Genomic DNA, 16,795 nt, shown 5'->3' with positions numbered 1-16,795 from the left:
ACATCATTTGATTGTGCTTAAAATTTAGTTTGAAAGATGGGAAATTTACTTGTTTTTGGTTTCGGGCTGACCGAAATACTGGTCATTGTGCTTATAATACTTCTTCTGTTCGGTGGACGGAAGATCCCTGAACTGATGCGCGGCATAGGAAAAGGCATAAAAGGCTTCAGGGATGAAATACAGGAGGGAGAAAAGCATACGGACAAGCATACGAAGGACGAATAAGATGGAGGAGCAAACGGAAATGACTTTTTGGGACCATCTGGAGGCTCTTCGGTGGATGATTCTTCGCTGCCTGATCGCTTTGGCTATTTTTCTGGCGGCCGGCTTCTTTTTTATGCCTTATCTTTTCGAGCACGTGGTGATGGCTCCCTGCCGGGATGATTTCTTTTTATACAGGGCGATTGCCGGTCTGGCTTCGCATACGTCTGTGGTTCCGGAATTTCTGAACAAGCCGTTTCATGTTGAGGTGATCAATATCAAGCTGTCGTCACAGTTGTTCATGCACTTTACCCTTTCGTTCTGGCTGGCATTCCTTTGCACCTTTCCATACCTGGTTTACGAGGTGTGGAAGTTCATTTGTCCGGCACTCTACAGCAACGAGAAACGAGGTATCCGTGCGGCATTCCTTTTCGGGACTGTCATGTTCTTCATCGGCTGTGCAGTGGGATATGCCATCGTTTTTCCGATGACTCTGCGCTTTCTCTATACTTATCAGTTAAGCCCTGACATATCCAATCAGCTGGCTCTTGATTCATACATGGACAACTTTCTGATGCTGATTTTCATGATGGGGATCGTATTTGAACTTCCGCTCGTGTCGATGCTGCTTTCGCGTTTGGGGATTCTTTACCGCTCTTTTTTTTCGAAATACCGCCGTCATGCGATTGTTGCCATTATGATACTGTCTGCCGTCATCACTCCTTCTACCGATCCGTTTACGCTGATGGTGGTATTTGTGCCGATTTATATTCTGTGGGAGTTGAGCGCATTCTTGGTGCGGGCGAAAAAGAAGTAAGCATACATCCGTGGATGCTATTCCAGCACCACGCTTCTCACATTTACATCTGTGTCGTGTAGAAATACGGATGCCGATTCGCGGAATTTCTCTACTGACTCGGTTGTAAGGAACTCGCAACGGCCGTTGTGCGAGCAACGGGCATTCATGTCTGCGTGGCGGTGCAGGTAGTCTTTCAGGCTCTCGGCAACCAGTTCCCCTTGCGATATCAGCCGGATATGCGCTGGCGTATACTGCCGGATCTTATCTTTCAGCAGCGGATAGTGCGTGCATCCCAAGATAATTGTGTCTATCTGCGGGTCCTCGTTCAGAAGCATCTCAATATACTTGCGCACGAAGAAATCCGCCCCTTCCGAACTGTATTCGTTGTTCTCCACCAGCGGTACCCACATGGGACATGGAACGCCTGTCACATGTATGTCGGGAAATATCTTCTTTATCTCCAGCGGATATGATTCGGACTTTACGGTGCCGGCGGTTGCCAGCAGGCCTACATGACGGGTGTTTGTGACATTCCCTATATATTCTGCTGTCGGACGTATGACTCCCAGTACCCTTCTTGTCGGGTCCAGATGAGGCAGGTCGTTTTGCTGGATGCTTCGAAGTGCTTTGGCTGAGGCTGTGTTGCAGGCAAGTATTACCAGCGGGCATCCCAGTTCGAAGAGTTTCTTCACCGCTTCGAGTGTGAATTCGTATACAATCTCATACGAGCGTGTCCCGTAGGGAGTGCGTGCATTGTCGCCCAGATACAAATAGTCATATTGGGGAAGAAGTTCGCGGAATTTTCCGAGTATGGTAAGTCCTCCATAGCCGGAGTCGAATACGCCGATGGGGCCGGTCTTCTGAGCAGATAGGGGAAACATGGGCAGTGTATCTGAGGTGTAATGGATAAAAAGAATGTCATTTCGAGGGGTAAGACTCGAAATGACATTTATGCTGTATTACAAATCCGTCTTTAGTTTGCCGGAGCTGTTGTCGTAGCAGCGGCCGGTGTAGCCGGTGTATACGGAACGGCTGTCAGGCTGATGCCCAATTTAGTCTTGATATCGTTTGTAATGTCTTTTACTTCCGTTTCGTTGATATAAGGAATATCTGTGCGGTTCAGATCGAACACCAGCGTGTATGCTCCTGACTTTCCGACTTCCTTTACGGCATCTTCCAGCTTCTTGTAGATCGGGTCCATCATGTCAGTGTATGCTTTCTGCAGCTGCTGCTGAGCATCCTGCTGGAACTGCATGCCTTTTTCGCTCAGTTCCTGCAACTCTTTCTGGCGGCGTTCCTGAATATTCTGAGGCAGGTTCTTCTGTTCTTCCTGATATTCGGCATACTTTTTATTGAATTCGTCTGAGGTTCTTTTGATTTCATCTTCATACGTTTTCTGCATAGCCTGGATGTCAGTTTGCGCTTTTGCAAACTCCGGCATGACAGAAATTACATCCATCGATTTATAGCACGCAAATTTCTGTGCAAATACGCTCATCGGTGCGACAAGCAAAAGTAAAAAAGCAATTCTCTTCAACATAATTCTAAGTTTTCTATTTTGTTATTTAATTAATTGCATGTAGCAAAGTACCGCCTGCAAATTTATAAAATTAATTTGAATATCCTAATCTGGCCAGCACTTCATTGCTGATGTCAATGCGCGGCGAAGCGAAAATCATGCTTTGAGCCGATGCACGGTCAATCACAGCGTCATAGCCTTTTTCCGTAGCTATGGCTTTTATGGCATTGTATACGTTGTCCTGCAACGGGCCAAGGAGCTCTTTCTGCTTTTTCATCATTTCTCCCTGCGGGCCGAAATATTGCTGGCGCAGTTCGGCGGCTTCCTTTTCTTTGGCCACTATCGCTTCTTCTTTTGCCGTGCGCTGTGCAGCGGTCAGCTTGTCGGCCGTATTCTGATATTCCTCATAAAGCTTTTTCGCTTCATCGGCTTTGGCGTCAATCTGCTTCTGCCATTCTTTTGACAAGGCTTCCATCTGCTGGTTAGCCTGGCTGAACGCAGGGATCTGTCTGGAGATAAACTCCATGTCTACCAGTGCGAATTTTTGTGCCATTGCCGTTGCCATGCAGGCAATCAGGAGCAAGGCTGAAAAGATACATCGTTTCATTATCATATCATTTTAGAATTCTTGTCCGATGATGAAGTGGAACTGGCTTCCGCTATACTGCATCGAACCGTTGATTTTGTCGAAACCGTATGCCCAGTCAATACCCATCATACCGATCATCGGGAGGAAGATGCGGACACCGAATCCGGCCGAACGTTTGAGCTTGAACGGGTTGAAGTCGGTTACGTTGTTCCATGCGTTACCTGCTTCTACAAATCCCAGAGCATAGATGCTGGTGGAATTTTCGAGCATAAGCGGGTAGCGGAGTTCTGCTCCCAGGCGGATGTAGGCATATCCCTCATCGCCGTAGGGTGTGAGCGCGCCGTTTTCATAACCTCTCAGGGCTATCGTTTCGGATGCGTAGTTGTAGCTGTAGCCCGTCATACCGTCACCTCCCACATAGAACGTTTCAAACGGAGAGCGTTTGTACTTGTTGAAGTGTCCCAAAAGTCCGAATTCCGTGCGGGTCATGATGACCGGGCATTTCTGGATATCCATCAGCGCAGTATACGTTTTGGCTTTGAATTTCCATTTGTGGTATTCAATCCATTTGAACATGCTGGCTGCCTCTTCGTAGTTATCTCTTCCGTAAGTCGAATAGTCTTTCTTGCTGAAGAGCGAATACGGCGGCGTAATCTGCAGCGAAGCCGAGAACTCGGAACCGCGGCGCGGGAAGATCGGGTTGTCTGTAGAGTTGCGCGCCAGTGTCAGGTTCAGGCTCAGGTTGTTGCAGTTGCCTGTGTTCATATAGTCGCCGTTGTTCAGGCGGATATAGAGATAGCTCCAGTCTTTCAGCATAAAGCGTTGATAAGAAAGTTCTGCCGACAGGGTGAAGTAGTCGTCTGGCCAGCGCAGACGTTTTCCCCAGCCAACCGAAATGCCGAACATCTTAATTGATTTGTCGGGGTCGTAATACGATTCGTAGTTGTCGTAATAGTTTCCGTAGCCTCCGTAGTAGCCGTATCCGCTCAGCATATTATAGTAGTTGTTCATGTATGCAGAGTTGTAATACTGGCTGCTTACGTCAGTCTGGATTGAATAGAAGGCAGAAACGGAGAACGAGTTCGGCCGTTTTCCTCCGAACCAGGGGTCGAAGAACGAAACGCTGTACGACTGGTAGTAGCGTCCGTTAGTCTGTCCGCTGATGGTCAGTGTCTGTCCGTCGCCTTGCGGAAGAATGCCTCTGAAGTTGTTGTTCTTTCTGAACAGGTTGGCGAACGAGAAGTTGGTGAACTTCAGGCTCAGCTTGCCGATGACACCGGTCTGTCCCCATCCGGCAGAGAATTCTACCTGGTCGTTCGCTTTCGATTCCAGTCCCCAGTTGATGTCTACCGTACCGTCCTGATAGTTCGGCTGCACGTCGGGCTGGATATTTTCAGGGTTGAAGTGTCCCATCTGCGCGATTTCGCGGTAGGAACGTTCCAGCGCTTCTTTGCTGAACAGGTCTCCCGGACGGGTACGCAGCTCACGGCGGACGATGTTTTCATACAGTCGGTCGTTTCCGTTGATTCTCACGTGACTGATGCTTGCCTGCGGTCCTTCGGTTATACGCATTTCCAGATCGATGGAGTCGCCGTCGATATTCACTTCCACCGGGTCGAGGTGATAGAACACATAACCGCGGTTATAGTAGTTGTTTCCGATGGCGTCTTCATCATTTGAAATACGGTCGTTGAGCAGCTTCTGGTTGTATACGTCGCCGCTCTTCATGCGCAGCTGCTCGTTCAGCAAGTCTGACGGATAGACCTTATTTCCTACCCATGTGATGTTGCGGAGGTAGTATTTCTGTCCTTCATAAATCTTCATGTATACGTCAACGGTCTTTTCATCGTATTGCGAAACGCTGTCTTCCATGATTTGCGCATCACGGTATCCCAGCTCATTGTATTTTTCAATGATCTTCTGTTTGTCTTCTTCATAACGCTCTTCGATGAACTTCTTCGGGCGGAACAAGTTGATGAGCTTTCCTTTTTCGTTGGTTTTCTTCATGGTGCGCTTCAGTTTCTTGTCAGTAAGCACCATGTTGCCGTCGATGGTAATCTTGTGTACCTTCACTTTGGCTTTCTTGTCGATGTTCACGTCAACGTAAACCTGTTCTGCGTTTTCCGGGTCTTCGCGCTCCACGATGTTGACTTCCGCATTCTTGAATCCCTTTTCGTCGAAGTGTTTCTTGATGAGGATTTTTGCACGGTCCACCAGATTCGGCGTAATCTGCGTTCCCTTTGCCATGCCCAGCTTTGCCATCAGATCTTCCCGTTCGCTCTTCTTCACCCCATGAATTACGATGTCGGTGATGCGCGGACGCTGTTTCAGCTGGATTGACAGATAAATTTTGTTGTCTTCTATTTTGTCTGCCAGAATCTTCACGTCAGAAAAGAGTCCGTGGCGCCAGTATCTTTTTACGGCTGATGTGATATCATCTCCCGGCACAGTGATGGTTTGTCCGACAGCCAGTCCGGAAATGCCTATCAGCACATAATCTTCATAGTTCTTGACTCCGCTGACCTTGATGTCGGCAATTTCGTATTTCTTTGGAGTTCCGTTGTAGAGGATTACCGGTTTCTGTCCGACTTCCGTAGAATCATTATCTTGCGCAAATCCTTTTGCCGTGAACGAGGAGATGCAGGTAAGAATCAATAAGATGAATAAAAGACGGTATCGCATTGTTTTGTTTTATATTTGTTCACTGATTTTGCCGAATCGGCGTTCTCTTTTCTGGTAGTCACAGATTGCTTTATATAATTCTTCTTTGCCGAAGTCTGGCCAGAATGTGTTGCAGAAGTACAGCTCTGAGTAGGCGCATTGCCACAGCAGGTAGTTGCTGAGCCTGATTTCTCCTCCCGTGCGTATCAGCAGGTCGGGATCCGGCATATAGCTGGTGCTCAGATGTGCGTCGATGGTTTTGTCTGAGATGTCTTCAGGTTTCATTTTTCCTTCCTGCACCTCTTTGGCTATCTGTCGGGCAGCTTCTGTCAGCTCCCATTTGGACGAATAGCTCAGAGCCAGCGTGAGGCACATGCCCGTGTTTCTTCCTGTGCGTTCTATACATTGCTCCAGCCTTGTGCGCACATTCTGGGGGAGCTTTTCTTTTTCTCCGATGATGCGGAAGCTGACGTTGTTTTTCATGAACGTTTCTTCTTCTATCGAGTCCATGAGCAGGCTCATCAGCGCCGCCACTTCATCGACCGGGCGGTTCCAGTTCTCAGTCGAGAAAGTATAGAGCGTAAGGTATTTCACTCCCAGCCGCGCAGCTTCTTCGGTGATGACATGCACAGTTTCTGCTCCGGCCTGGTGGCCGACGGTGCGTGCCTCTCCGCGTGCTTTTGCCCAGCGTCCGTTGCCGTCCATGATGATGGCTATGTGCGTTGGGATGCGGTTCATGTCTAGTTGATCCTTATATGACATTGTTCATTCAGTTTTCAGTTGCGTTCAGTTACCATTTGGGAGCGAATCCTAAGCGGTTGATCCGTCCGCGGCTCATGTTTCCATTGCCCCAGACAATCCAGATGAAGTTGTCGGAGTCTGCGGTCGCCGAGTAGCTTCCGTAGTCATAATATCCTTTGAATGTTTCAGGAAAATACATGCATTCTGTTGTCTTCCACCACGTAAGTCCGTTGTCGGTTGAATTATAGAAGAAGTCGAAAGCCGTATGTGAACTGTTTGCTCCTCCAAATGCATATAGTTTGCCGTCATAGTGTATCATAGAGATATTTTCCAGATTGGGCATTGCCTGATTCTGCTTTATTTCAGTCCATGCGCTTTCGCTTGACAGGCGTTGGAACACAAGTGCAGAATCTGTTTCAACCTTGCTGTTTACGAGAATGGTTGTGCGTGTGATTCCGTCGTTGTATGAGAGCGGTTCGGAATAAGATGAAATCCGGCCTTCCGCATTTCCGAATATTGCAGTTGCGGGGCTGTCGCTTGTCCATTCCATGCTGCTGTTGAAGTATCCCACTTCGCCGTCCTTAACCGCGTAGAATCTTTCCAGTTTGTCGTCAGGGGCAACCAGAAGCGTAAGGCCTGTGATGCCTGCTTCCTTTGCAAACTGATTGGTCGCCGGGTCAAGGCTGTATAAGTTGTATGAGTCATTCCCGCTTAAGAAGTAGATCTTCCCGTTCCATACTTTTGCCGATTCGGTTATTATATCGGCAGGAACGGAAGAAGTAAGTTCAGTCCATTGGCTTGAGTTTCCGCTGCTTGTTGTTGTATACCAGACGGATGTACTTCCGTTGCTTTCTCCGAAGACATAGATGTTTTTGTCTACGGACAGGGCGGTTTGCTTGTCCAGACTGACATGTTCGCTGAACGACAGGTCAGTAAAGTCTTTCCATGCGATGGTATCCGGTTCCATCTGATGCACGTTGAGCTTGACAGTGTAAGGTCTTCCCATCGAACCACTGTACATATATACTTTAAACTGCAGAGGCTCGGTAAAGTCGATTGAGTCGGTTGAAGACCAGATCGTATCATTGGAAGAACCTTTCGGGCGGTATACCAGAATTCCCGTTCCGCTATCGTAAGTGATGCTTGTCACTACCTTATCTATATATGTTCCAACGGGAAAAGAATCTTTATTCTCGATAGTGCGGTTTATTTGGTCGATTGTAAACGGATATTCGGAACAGTTGATCGTGTCTATATATGCACTGTCCTCTCCGTTGCTGTCTTTACCCATCCGGTCAATATGGAGCGTACCCACAGAAAATCCTGTGATGCTGCTTTCCGGGTCGTACAAGATTTGTTGCTCCTCGCTGTCAAGACATGAAGTCACTAAGGGAGTTGCCGCAATGAATGCCGCAATCAATGGTAAGAGTCTTATTTTCATTTGCAAATGAGTTCTAATTATTTACAAGTTGCAAAAGTAGAAAGTTTTTTCTCTGATTGGTACTTTTAAGGCAAGTTTTATATAAAATTATATTGTAGAAGATGGTTTCATGAGGTATTGCGAAACTTTTTTTCATTCGTTTTCTGTGTTTATGATAAAATCAAGATGCGTTTGTTCTTCAAGTGTTCGTTTCCTTTGCTTGGACAGACTTTATATTTCCTTTATCTTTGTAGAGATTTGCATCAGACGATTAATCTTTAACAATAACTTTTATGAAACGGATTTTTTATGTGTTTTTGTTTCTGCTGGCAGGTGTCTGCACTTATGCCCAGCAGGCCAAGTATGTGTTCTTCTTTATCGGAGATGGAATGGGGGTGAATCAGGTGAATACGACCGAAATGTATCTGGCGGCAGGTCAGGGGCGTATCGGAGTTGAGAAGCTGATGTTTGGAAGCTTCCCCGTTGCAGGTATCGCCACATCCTTTTCGGCCTCGAACCCCATAACGGATTCCGCAGCCGGAGGCACCGCTCTGGCCACAGGCTCGAAAACTTATAACGGAGCGATCGGCGTGGATGCCGGCAAGCGTTCGCTCCGGAGCATTGCCACGCGCGCGAAGGCGAGCGGAAAGAAGGTGGCTGTTCTGACTACGGTGGGAATCAACCACGCCACTCCGGCGGCTTTCTACGGGCATCAGCCCGACCGCGGCATGTATGATGAGCTTGCGAAAGAGCTGCCGGCCAGCAATTTCGACTTTTTTGCGGGAGCCGGAATCTTGAGGTCGGGCGATAAGGCTGTTTCGCTGGAGCCTGTCATTGAGGAGGGCGGATATGCCATTGCGCACGGTATGGATGAATATGCGGCAAAATCGGTTCAGTCGGATAAAATCCTTCTTTTGCAGGAATCCGGAGATGATGTGAACAGCCTGCCTTATGCGATAGACCGGAAGAATGGGGATATGACGCTGGCGCAGATGACTGAGGCTGCCGTCGGCTTTCTGATGAAGGAGAAGAACAAAGGCTTTTTCCTGATGGCGGAAGGCGGAAAGATCGACTGGGCATGCCATAATAATGATTTGGCTACGGTTGTAAAGGAAGTGATTGACTTTGACAATGCCGTGAAAGTGGCATATGAGTTCTATAAGAAACATCCGAAAGAAACATTGATCGTGATTTCTGCCGACCATGAAACCGGCGGACTGGGAATGGGCATAAGCGGATATACTCTGAATTTGAAGGCGCTTGAAAATCAAAAGGTATCTCAAGAAGAACTTTCGCGGCGCATTACGGATCTCCGCCGAAACAAGGATGTCAGTTGGGAGCAGGTGAAGGCGCTCCTTTCTGAAACGATGGGATTCTGGACGGAACTGCCGCTGAACTGGTCGCAGGAGCGTGCATTGCGTGATGAATACGAAAAGTCGTTTGTGCAGCATAAGGTAGAATTTACCGAAACGTTGTATGCCCGCTCTGAGTCTTTGGCAGCTGTTGCCCGTAAAGTGATGAGCCAGATTGCCAGATTGGGCTGGACCACGGGAAGCCATACGGCCGAATACGTACCCGTTTATGCTGTAGGGGCAGGCTCGGAGAAGTTTATGGGCAAGATGGACAATACGGACATTCCGAAGCGCATCGCTGAAGCCGGCGGGTATAAATAAGGAGATTCGGATTTTCCCGATGTGAAAGCCGTTGTTCTGTGTGCGGGAGGCAAAGCCGGATTTCTAGTTAGAAAAGTTGGTCTTCAGGTTAAAGACATGCAGCTTCAGCATCGAGATGTACGTCTTCAGTCTGGAGATTTATATCTCCAGCTTAGGGATGCAGATTTCTCCGAGAATGGCCGCTTTTTTTCCATGAGTCGGGCAAAGAAGCTTTCTGATAGGGAGAGCAGACCGTTCCCCGTTTATATCGGATGTGCGGTGTTGAACGTTTGAATGCCGGCATAACCGAAAGGCGCAAATCCGCTGAAGAATAGATTGTCAGCGGGCTTGCGCCTTTTGTTTGTTTTCGGTTTGGGGCTTGTCAGACGCTTGCCTTTACTTGCGTATGAGGTATCTGATTACGGCATAGCCGCCGGCAATTTGCAGCAGCATCCCCGGTATGCCGATTCGGAAGTCCTGAACGGCATCATAGAAATTGCCAGTCATGGCCCATTCGCCTAATGTCCCCAGAATTTGATAAGTGAGTACAACTGCAAGCAGAAGGGGCAGGGTGATTTTTCGGAAGCGGCGGGCGGCATATCCTGCAGCAATAGCCAGGATCACTGATTTCAGCAGAATGGCTGGAAGTACGGCAGGCATAGGCATGCCGAACAGCCATGAATTGAGCAGCGGTGACGCAACGGCAGTCAGCAGTCCGGCTTTCCATCCGTATTTGTAGGCTCCAACGAGGGTGAAGAAATAAATGGGCAGCCATGTTGTTCCTCCCTGAGGTATCAGGTGGAAGAGTTGTGGAAGAACAAGGTTGCCTGCAATGAACAGCAATGCTGTCAGGTAAGTTTTTACATTGTTGTAAGGCAATGAATAAAGTTTTACAGTTGTTTCCATAATAACAGTGTTTTATTGGAGGTTAGAAAAATAATTGTCAGTTCCTGGAGTTCCGGTACTCGTTGGGTGACATCCCCGTAATCTGCTTGAAGATGTAGCAGAACCGGCTGACGTTGGGGAATCCCAGCAGTTTCGCTACCGAAGCAGGGGTGTTTTCAGACTTGGCCAGCATCTGTCGGGCAGCTTCCAGCCGTTTGAACTGTAGATATTCGTCCAATGTCTTTCCTGTCACGAATTTCAGAAGGTCGTTGAAATAGGCGGCAGAGAGATTCAGTGGAGTCGCGCAGTATTCCGGCGTGGGGAACTTTCCTTCCTGCATCTGCCCCGAAGCGATATAGTTGTCGATGAAGCTGTTGAACTTCTTTATAATGGCCTTGTTCTTTTCCTCTCTGGTGATGAACTGCCGTTCGTAAAAGCGCGAGCAATAGTCGAGCAGCAGTTCGATCAGGCGTGATATCAGCGTGCTGCTGTGCGAGTCGATGTCGTGGTGAAGTTCTTGCCCGATGGCATCGAAGCAGCGTGCAACGGTCGATTTTTCGCGCTGTGAAAGATGAAGAGCCTCTTCCTTGCGGTAGAAGAAGAACGTATAGTTGTCAATGTGGTTGTTTAATGTGGTCCGGAACAGCAGGTCGGGGTGGAATGCCAGCAGCAGTCCCTTGTCCGGCAATGTGTTTTCGGTGTTCATCCGAAACACTTCGCCGGGCGTGAGGAATACCATTGTGGCATTCGAGAAGTCATAATCCCTGCGTCCGCAGCAGTTGCAGTTGTCCGTGCAGTCCTCGATCAGCAGAATGGCGTAAAACTCGAACTTTACGAAATTCTCTTCAAAATCGGGATTCTCCAGGTTGATGAGGCTTGCCTGCGGATGCAAGGTCTTGCTTCCGAGGCAGCGGTTGCATTCGCACACGTCTTTTATGTCTAAAATATCATTCACAGTTTTCATCTCAAACAGATAAAACTCTATCGTTATTTTGCAGTTACAAAAATAAGGGGATATTTTGGAATATGCATTACCAGAATTACTGATTAAACAACCTTGCTTACAGAGTTTCTCGTTTTTTCACGCAAGGAATCGGGATTTTCTGTAAATGGGGTTGTTTTTTCAGTAATTTATGTACGCTCCGCCTGGTTCAAATGCCTTATTTTTGCAATGTTCCAGAATGGAAAGCGGACTCACGCAAATGGTCCGCCAGATTCTTCATAGCTCTGACGGAGAGATGTGCCAGACTTCATCGGTATGATGATGCAGGTGACGGTTTGGCACGCTCTCTTTTATTATTCATTGATTTAATTTGATTTGATTTTATGGGTTTGCAAAAACGTTCTGTTGTTGTGTTTGCTTTTGCATGTATCGTTTTTCCGGGAATGGCGTTGGCGGAAGAACCGGTTGATTCGCTTTCTTTTCAGAAGGTGCTTCCTTTGGATGAGGTCGTTGTCACCGGCACGCGGAATGAAACAGATGTTCGGCATCTGCCTATGACGGTTTCTGTTGTCGGGCAAAACCAGCTCGCCCGCCGTTACCAGCCTTCTGTCCTGCCGGCTCTGGCTGAGCAGGTTCCCGGGCTGTTTGTTACCAGCCGTGGGGTGATGGGCTATGGCGTGTCGACCGGAGCTGCCGGCGGACTCAGCTTGCGGGGAATGTCGGGAAGCGCGCAGATGCTGGTGCTGATTGACGGGCATCCGCAGTATATGGGGCTGTTCGGCCATCCCATTTCCGATTCGTATCAGACCATGCTGGCAGATAGGGTGGAGGTGCTGCGCGGTCCGGCTTCTGTGCTTTATGGCTCGAATGCGATGGGAGGAGTCATTAATATCGTGACAAAGAAGAAACGCGAGGATGGAACAGATACACATATTAATATAGGTGCCGGTTCGTATGGAACATTGCAGACGGAGGCTGTAAACCGGGTGAAGAAAGGACGGTTCAGCAGTGTGGTTTCCGCTTCGTATAACCGTACTGACGGACATCGGGCTGATATGGGATTTGAACAATATGGCGGCTATGCCAAACTGGGATATGATTTCACAGACAACTGGAAGCTGTGGGGAGATGTAAACGTAACCCATTTCAACGCTTCAAATCCAGGAGAAATAACTTCTCCGCTGATTGACAACGATTCGCATATTACGCGAGGTATGGCTTCTGCCATGCTGGAAAACCATTACGGGCGTACTTCCGGAGCGTTGAGCTTTTTCTATAATTGGGGTCGTCACAAGATAGACGACGGTTATCACCCGGGCGAACAGCCGCAGGAATCATTGTTCCATTCAAAGGATCTGATGATGGGAGTGTCATGGTATCAGAGTGCAGAATTGTATGAGGGAAACCGCTTGACCGTGGGGTTTGACTATCAGCATTTCGGAGGCGAGTCGTGGAATGAGGTGATTGCCGACGGAAGCCGGGTGCCGGGGGTGGACAAGAAGCAGGATGAATTTGCAGGCTATGTGGATTTCCGTCAGGATATCGGCGCGTGGCTGTCGTTGAATGCAGGAGTACGTGTTGACCATCATTCGCATGTGGGTACGGAATGGGTTCCACAAGGCGGCCTTGCCTTTCATCTCCCGAGGCATGCAGAGCTGAAAGCGATGGTGAGCAAAGGCTTCCGCAATCCGACTATCCGCGAAATGTATATGTTCCCTCCGCAGAATCCGGATCTGATGCCTGAACGGATGATGAACTATGAACTTTCATTCACTCACCAGTTGCTGGACGGTGATTTGAGGTACGGTGCCAACTTGTATTATATCAACGGAGATAATCTGATCATGACAACCCGTGTGGATGGCAGGCCGATGAATGTGAACAGCGGGGAGATAGAAAACTGGGGACTGGAAGGCAATGTGTCTTACCGCATCAGTCCGTGGTGGAATGTGAATGCCAATTACAGTTGGGTGCATATGGAAAATCCTGTAATTTCGGCACCCGAGCATAAGCTGTATGCAGGAGCGGATTTCCGCAAAGGACGTTGGGGTGTTTCGACAGGGGTGCAGTATATCAGGGGACTTTATACTTCCATTTCTCCGGAGGTTACAGAAGATTTCGTGCTGTGGAATGTTCGTGCCGACTATCGCCTTTGCCGTTGGGCCTCACTGTATGTACGCGGCGAGAATCTGCTGGCGCAGCGTTATGAAATCATGCTGGGCTATCCGATGCCGAAAGCTACGTTCCTGGGTGGAATAAGCATCAGACTTTAATCGTGAATCTGAAGAAATACTAAATATCCATTTGTTGAATGAATTCATTATGTCGTTTATGAAAAAGTTATTCAGAATGTTTTTGTGCGGGGCCTTCGTTTGTATGACCGTGTCGGGCAGCGCATGTGCCCAGTCGGCAGAAGCTGGGACTCGGAAAACGGAAAGCGGTCTTCCGAAAGTGTATATGTATAAGGATATAAACGCTGAGAATCTGGTAAAGATCTATAAGGTGCTTGGGCGTGAGGCTAATGGAAAGGTTGCCGTGAAGGTCAGTACCGGAGAACCGGGCGGGCACAATTTTCTGCAGCCGTCATTGATCAAGGATCTTGTGAAGCTGGTGAACGGGACAATTGTAGAATGCAATACGGCTTATGGAGGCGGACGCGCAGATACGGAAAGCCATCTGAAGGCAGCTAAGGATCACGGGTTTACGGCAATCGCTCCGGTCGTAATCATGGATGCCGGAGGGGAGGTGGCTATTCCTGTGAATGGAGGCCGGCATTTGAAGGAAGACTTTGTAGGAAAGGATTATCTGAATTATGATTTTACGGTGATCTTGTCCCATTTTAAAGGGCATGCCATGGGAGGTTTCGGCGGAGCTATCAAGAATATGTCGATAGGCATTGCTTCCTCGAAAGGAAAAGCCTGGATTCATTCCGCCGGAAAGAGCAAGAATCCGGCCGAAGTGTGGAGCAACCTTCCGGCGCAGGATGATTTTCTGGAATCGATGGCCGAGGCTGCAAAAGCCGTAGCTGACCATTGTGGCGAGAATATCCTTTATATCAGTGTCGCAAACAATCTGTCGGTAGACTGCGATTGTGATGCTTCGCCGGAAGATCCGAAAATGGGAGATATCGGCATTTTGGCTTCACTTGATCCGGTTGCTCTCGACCGTGCCTGCACTGATCTTGTCCGAGCTTCGGATGATCATGGAAAAATTCACCTGATTGAGCGCATTGATTCACGCCATGGCATGCATACGCTGGAGTATGCGGAGCAGTTGGGTATGGGCAGCCAGAAATATGAATTGGTAAAGCTTGACTGATGAGAATGAGGCTCTGACATCCGCTGGGTGCCGTGAATGTCAAAAAATACAGGAGGTCGTTTAAAAACCGAAATCCGTTTTGTCTGTAGAACAAAGCGGATTTTTTTGTTGTTCTAAATGCAATGTCGGCGCAGATGCGCGAATTTGGCCGGCAGCTTTGAAATAATGGGGTTTATAACTAGACTGACTAAAAACAAATGGAGAAAAAAAGTTTTTTGAGTGCTTTTATTTGCAGTTTATTTTTGGTGGCCTGTGAGCAAACCGATTGGAGGGATTCTTCAAGAACAGAGCAGGAAGGTTTTGTCTTCCGTCTGCAAACTGCCAGTTATGACAATGCGTGTGTGGAAGAAAAAAGCCGTTCCTTATCTGTACAGAAGACTGACTATGACAGAGTGGAGTGGTATGTGACCGATGATGAGGGGAAAGTGGTGGAGAATCTGAAAGGCATGTATGAGCCTGCCTCGGCGGAACTCCATCTTGAAGGACTGAAAAAGGGAGAGTACAATTTGCTGTTGCTCGGAATCAGAGGACAAGGAGAAGAAGATGGTGCTGTGATTCATCGGTTGCGTGATGAAACGGATGAATGGATAACTTTCCCGTCTGATTTGCGCCGACCCTTGTCTGCGGAATACTTCTATTCACGGACGCCTTTCAGCGTGAATGCAGTGAAAGGTCCGGCGGGAGAAGAGGAAACGGTCGCCTTCTCCCAGAATGTGATGCTGCGCCGTATCGTAGGGCGTGTGGATTTTTCATTATCTTTTAATAATGTTTATGTGCGCAATGCAGTCGTTTCGCAAAAAGCCAGGCTGGAAGAAGGGCGTTTCTATACCGGCTTGTCGGGCAATGGGAATTATGTCGGCGAAACCGGCAGATTTGCGCAGGAGTTGGATTTGAGTTCCGCAACGTCTTATCTTTTCCTGCCTGCTGTTTCAGGCTCTTCTTTAAGGGGCGAAGTAGAAGTCTGTACGCGCGGTTACCGGGGCGATCAGGTGCGCAGGGTTTTTGTCTTCGACAGCGTGTCTGTATCTGCAAACCGGATCGGACAGATTCATACGTCGGTAGATCATCCCGACGACAGCCAGGGGCTTATGTATTTTACGGAAGAAGCATACAGGGAAGGAGACTATCAGCGGATTCTGCAGGATGGCGAGCCGAAAGAAGTCTATGCGGATTCCCGGCAGCGTTCGTTCAATACGTCCCGACCGCTTCAGGCAAATGTTGCCGAGGACGGCCGTTTGCATTTACGTTTCTATTCGCCCCGGGAGCTTCGTAAGGTGCTGGTGAAGGCACGGATTCCATCTGCGGAAAATGAGTTCTTCAATCTGGCATACTTTGAATCGTTGCCTGCTTTTGCTGATTTCTATCAGGAGATGCCTCTGCTGCTCCGCGAGGGGGTCTATCAGACAGAATCCGGACGGTATATTACGCTGTCCCGGTTTGAGAAGGAGGAACTTCGGAATATGGAACTGAAGATAGAGGCAGACGATGCTTATTGGGACAAGCTCCAGAAGATTAAACACGGATGGAATGTTTCTTTCAACCTGTATGGAGGTGACCCCGACAAGGCTGACGGCGGACCGGCCGGTAACTGGATGGGCATTCGCCCGGTGCATTGCCGGGAGGCGGTTGCCCTGTTCATTAACTTCACTTATATGATTGATATGCCCGAGCACGAGGAAATATTGCGTGCCAACGAAGACCGCCTTTATGGCAATGGGGGAGTGGGTGATAAGGTGACGGCTGATGTAGTGCTGAAGCAAATGCGCCAGGAGCGTTCGCTGAGTGTGGGTCTGGTTTACACGGGAAACAATGTGTACGGACTGGGAGGCGGCAGTGTGTTCGGCGCATGGCAAGGAGGATGGTTTAATCATTATACAGATACGTATGCGTGTGAGGTGATGTTTCATGAGCTGGGACATGTGATGGGATATTCACACAGCAGCGCGTTTACCTACGGGCCTTGGGCTCAAGAACTGATGAACAGGTTTTATGTGACTCATATTCATGAGATGCCTGTTGATTCTCCCGATTATTTGAACAGTAAGAACAATCCGAACAAATATTAAA

14 protein-coding genes are annotated in these 16,795 nt (G+C 48.4%); 6 read left to right on the top strand and 8 right to left on the bottom strand.

What is annotated here, in order from left to right:
- Positions 1-36: 36 nt before the first annotated feature.
- Positions 37-225 carry a Sec-independent protein translocase subunit TatA/TatB gene (locus tag QUW60_RS09680; protein WP_289560132.1) on the top strand — a complete coding sequence of 63 codons (189 nt, stop codon included), beginning with the start codon at positions 37-39 and terminating at the stop codon, positions 223-225.
- A 1-nt stretch (position 226) separates the two neighbouring features.
- Positions 227-1,018, top strand: coding sequence for a twin-arginine translocase subunit TatC (tatC, locus tag QUW60_RS09675; RefSeq protein WP_289560130.1), 792 nt, complete (start codon positions 227-229; stop codon positions 1,016-1,018).
- A gap of 17 nt (positions 1,019-1,035) precedes the next feature.
- Here the strand turns inward: tatC and murI are convergent, their stop codons facing one another.
- The 6 genes from murI to bamI form a co-directional block, all read right to left on the bottom strand.
- On the bottom strand, positions 1,036-1,881 hold the full coding sequence (gene murI, locus QUW60_RS09670; protein ID WP_258336771.1) for a glutamate racemase: 846 nt from the start codon (positions 1,879-1,881) through the stop codon (positions 1,036-1,038).
- A 92-nt stretch (positions 1,882-1,973) separates the two neighbouring features.
- Positions 1,974-2,540 carry an OmpH/Skp family outer membrane protein gene (locus QUW60_RS09665; RefSeq protein ID WP_258336770.1) on the bottom strand — a complete coding sequence of 189 codons (567 nt, stop codon included), beginning with the start codon at positions 2,538-2,540 and terminating at the stop codon, positions 1,974-1,976.
- Between the two features lie 70 nt (positions 2,541-2,610).
- On the bottom strand, positions 2,611-3,126 hold the full coding sequence (locus QUW60_RS09660) for an OmpH/Skp family outer membrane protein (protein ID WP_258336769.1): 516 nt from the start codon (positions 3,124-3,126) through the stop codon (positions 2,611-2,613).
- 12 nt (positions 3,127-3,138) lie between these two features.
- Entirely contained in the window at positions 3,139-5,790 is a 2,652-nt protein-coding gene (gene bamA, locus QUW60_RS09655) for an outer membrane protein assembly factor BamA (protein WP_289560127.1), read from the bottom strand.
- 9 nt (positions 5,791-5,799) lie between these two features.
- Entirely contained in the window at positions 5,800-6,531 is a 732-nt protein-coding gene (locus QUW60_RS09650) for an isoprenyl transferase (RefSeq protein WP_258336767.1), read from the bottom strand.
- A 28-nt stretch (positions 6,532-6,559) separates the two neighbouring features.
- Positions 6,560-7,951 (bottom strand): BamI family beta-barrel-assembly machinery protein, encoded by a 1,392-nt coding sequence (bamI, locus tag QUW60_RS09645; RefSeq protein ID WP_289560126.1) that lies wholly within the window; start codon positions 7,949-7,951, stop codon positions 6,560-6,562.
- A 272-nt stretch (positions 7,952-8,223) separates the two neighbouring features.
- On the opposite strand from bamI, the gene QUW60_RS09640 reads away from it, so the two are divergent.
- Complete coding sequence (locus tag QUW60_RS09640) at positions 8,224-9,603, top strand: alkaline phosphatase (RefSeq protein WP_258336765.1); 1,380 nt, start codon at positions 8,224-8,226, stop codon at positions 9,601-9,603.
- 375 nt (positions 9,604-9,978) lie between these two features.
- Here the strand turns inward: QUW60_RS09640 and QUW60_RS09635 are convergent, their stop codons facing one another.
- Entirely contained in the window at positions 9,979-10,488 is a 510-nt protein-coding gene (locus QUW60_RS09635) for an ECF transporter S component (protein WP_258336764.1), read from the bottom strand.
- A 37-nt stretch (positions 10,489-10,525) separates the two neighbouring features.
- Positions 10,526-11,413 (bottom strand): helix-turn-helix domain-containing protein, encoded by an 888-nt coding sequence (locus tag QUW60_RS09630; protein WP_375337929.1) that lies wholly within the window; start codon positions 11,411-11,413, stop codon positions 10,526-10,528.
- Positions 11,414-11,853: 440 nt separating this feature from the next.
- On the opposite strand from QUW60_RS09630, the gene QUW60_RS09625 reads away from it, so the two are divergent.
- The 3 genes from QUW60_RS09625 to QUW60_RS09615 all read left to right on the top strand — a co-directional run bounded on the left by QUW60_RS09625 (position 11,854) and on the right by QUW60_RS09615 (position 16,794).
- Positions 11,854-13,683 (top strand): TonB-dependent receptor plug domain-containing protein, encoded by a 1,830-nt coding sequence (locus tag QUW60_RS09625; protein ID WP_289560149.1) that lies wholly within the window; start codon positions 11,854-11,856, stop codon positions 13,681-13,683.
- 58 nt (positions 13,684-13,741) lie between these two features.
- Positions 13,742-14,728 (top strand): DUF362 domain-containing protein, encoded by a 987-nt coding sequence (locus QUW60_RS09620; protein ID WP_289560123.1) that lies wholly within the window; start codon positions 13,742-13,744, stop codon positions 14,726-14,728.
- 341 nt (positions 14,729-15,069) lie between these two features.
- On the top strand, positions 15,070-16,794 hold the full coding sequence (locus QUW60_RS09615) for a hypothetical protein (RefSeq protein WP_289560121.1): 1,725 nt from the start codon (positions 15,070-15,072) through the stop codon (positions 16,792-16,794).
- The last annotated feature ends 1 nt before the right edge of the window (position 16,795 follow it).

This window comes from Bacteroides gallinaceum (assembly GCF_030373775.1).
Lineage (GTDB): Bacteria > Bacteroidota > Bacteroidia > Bacteroidales > Bacteroidaceae > Phocaeicola > Phocaeicola excrementipullorum.
The sequence above is the reverse complement of the archived record's forward strand: the minus strand, read 5'-3'. Positions and strand labels throughout refer to the sequence as shown.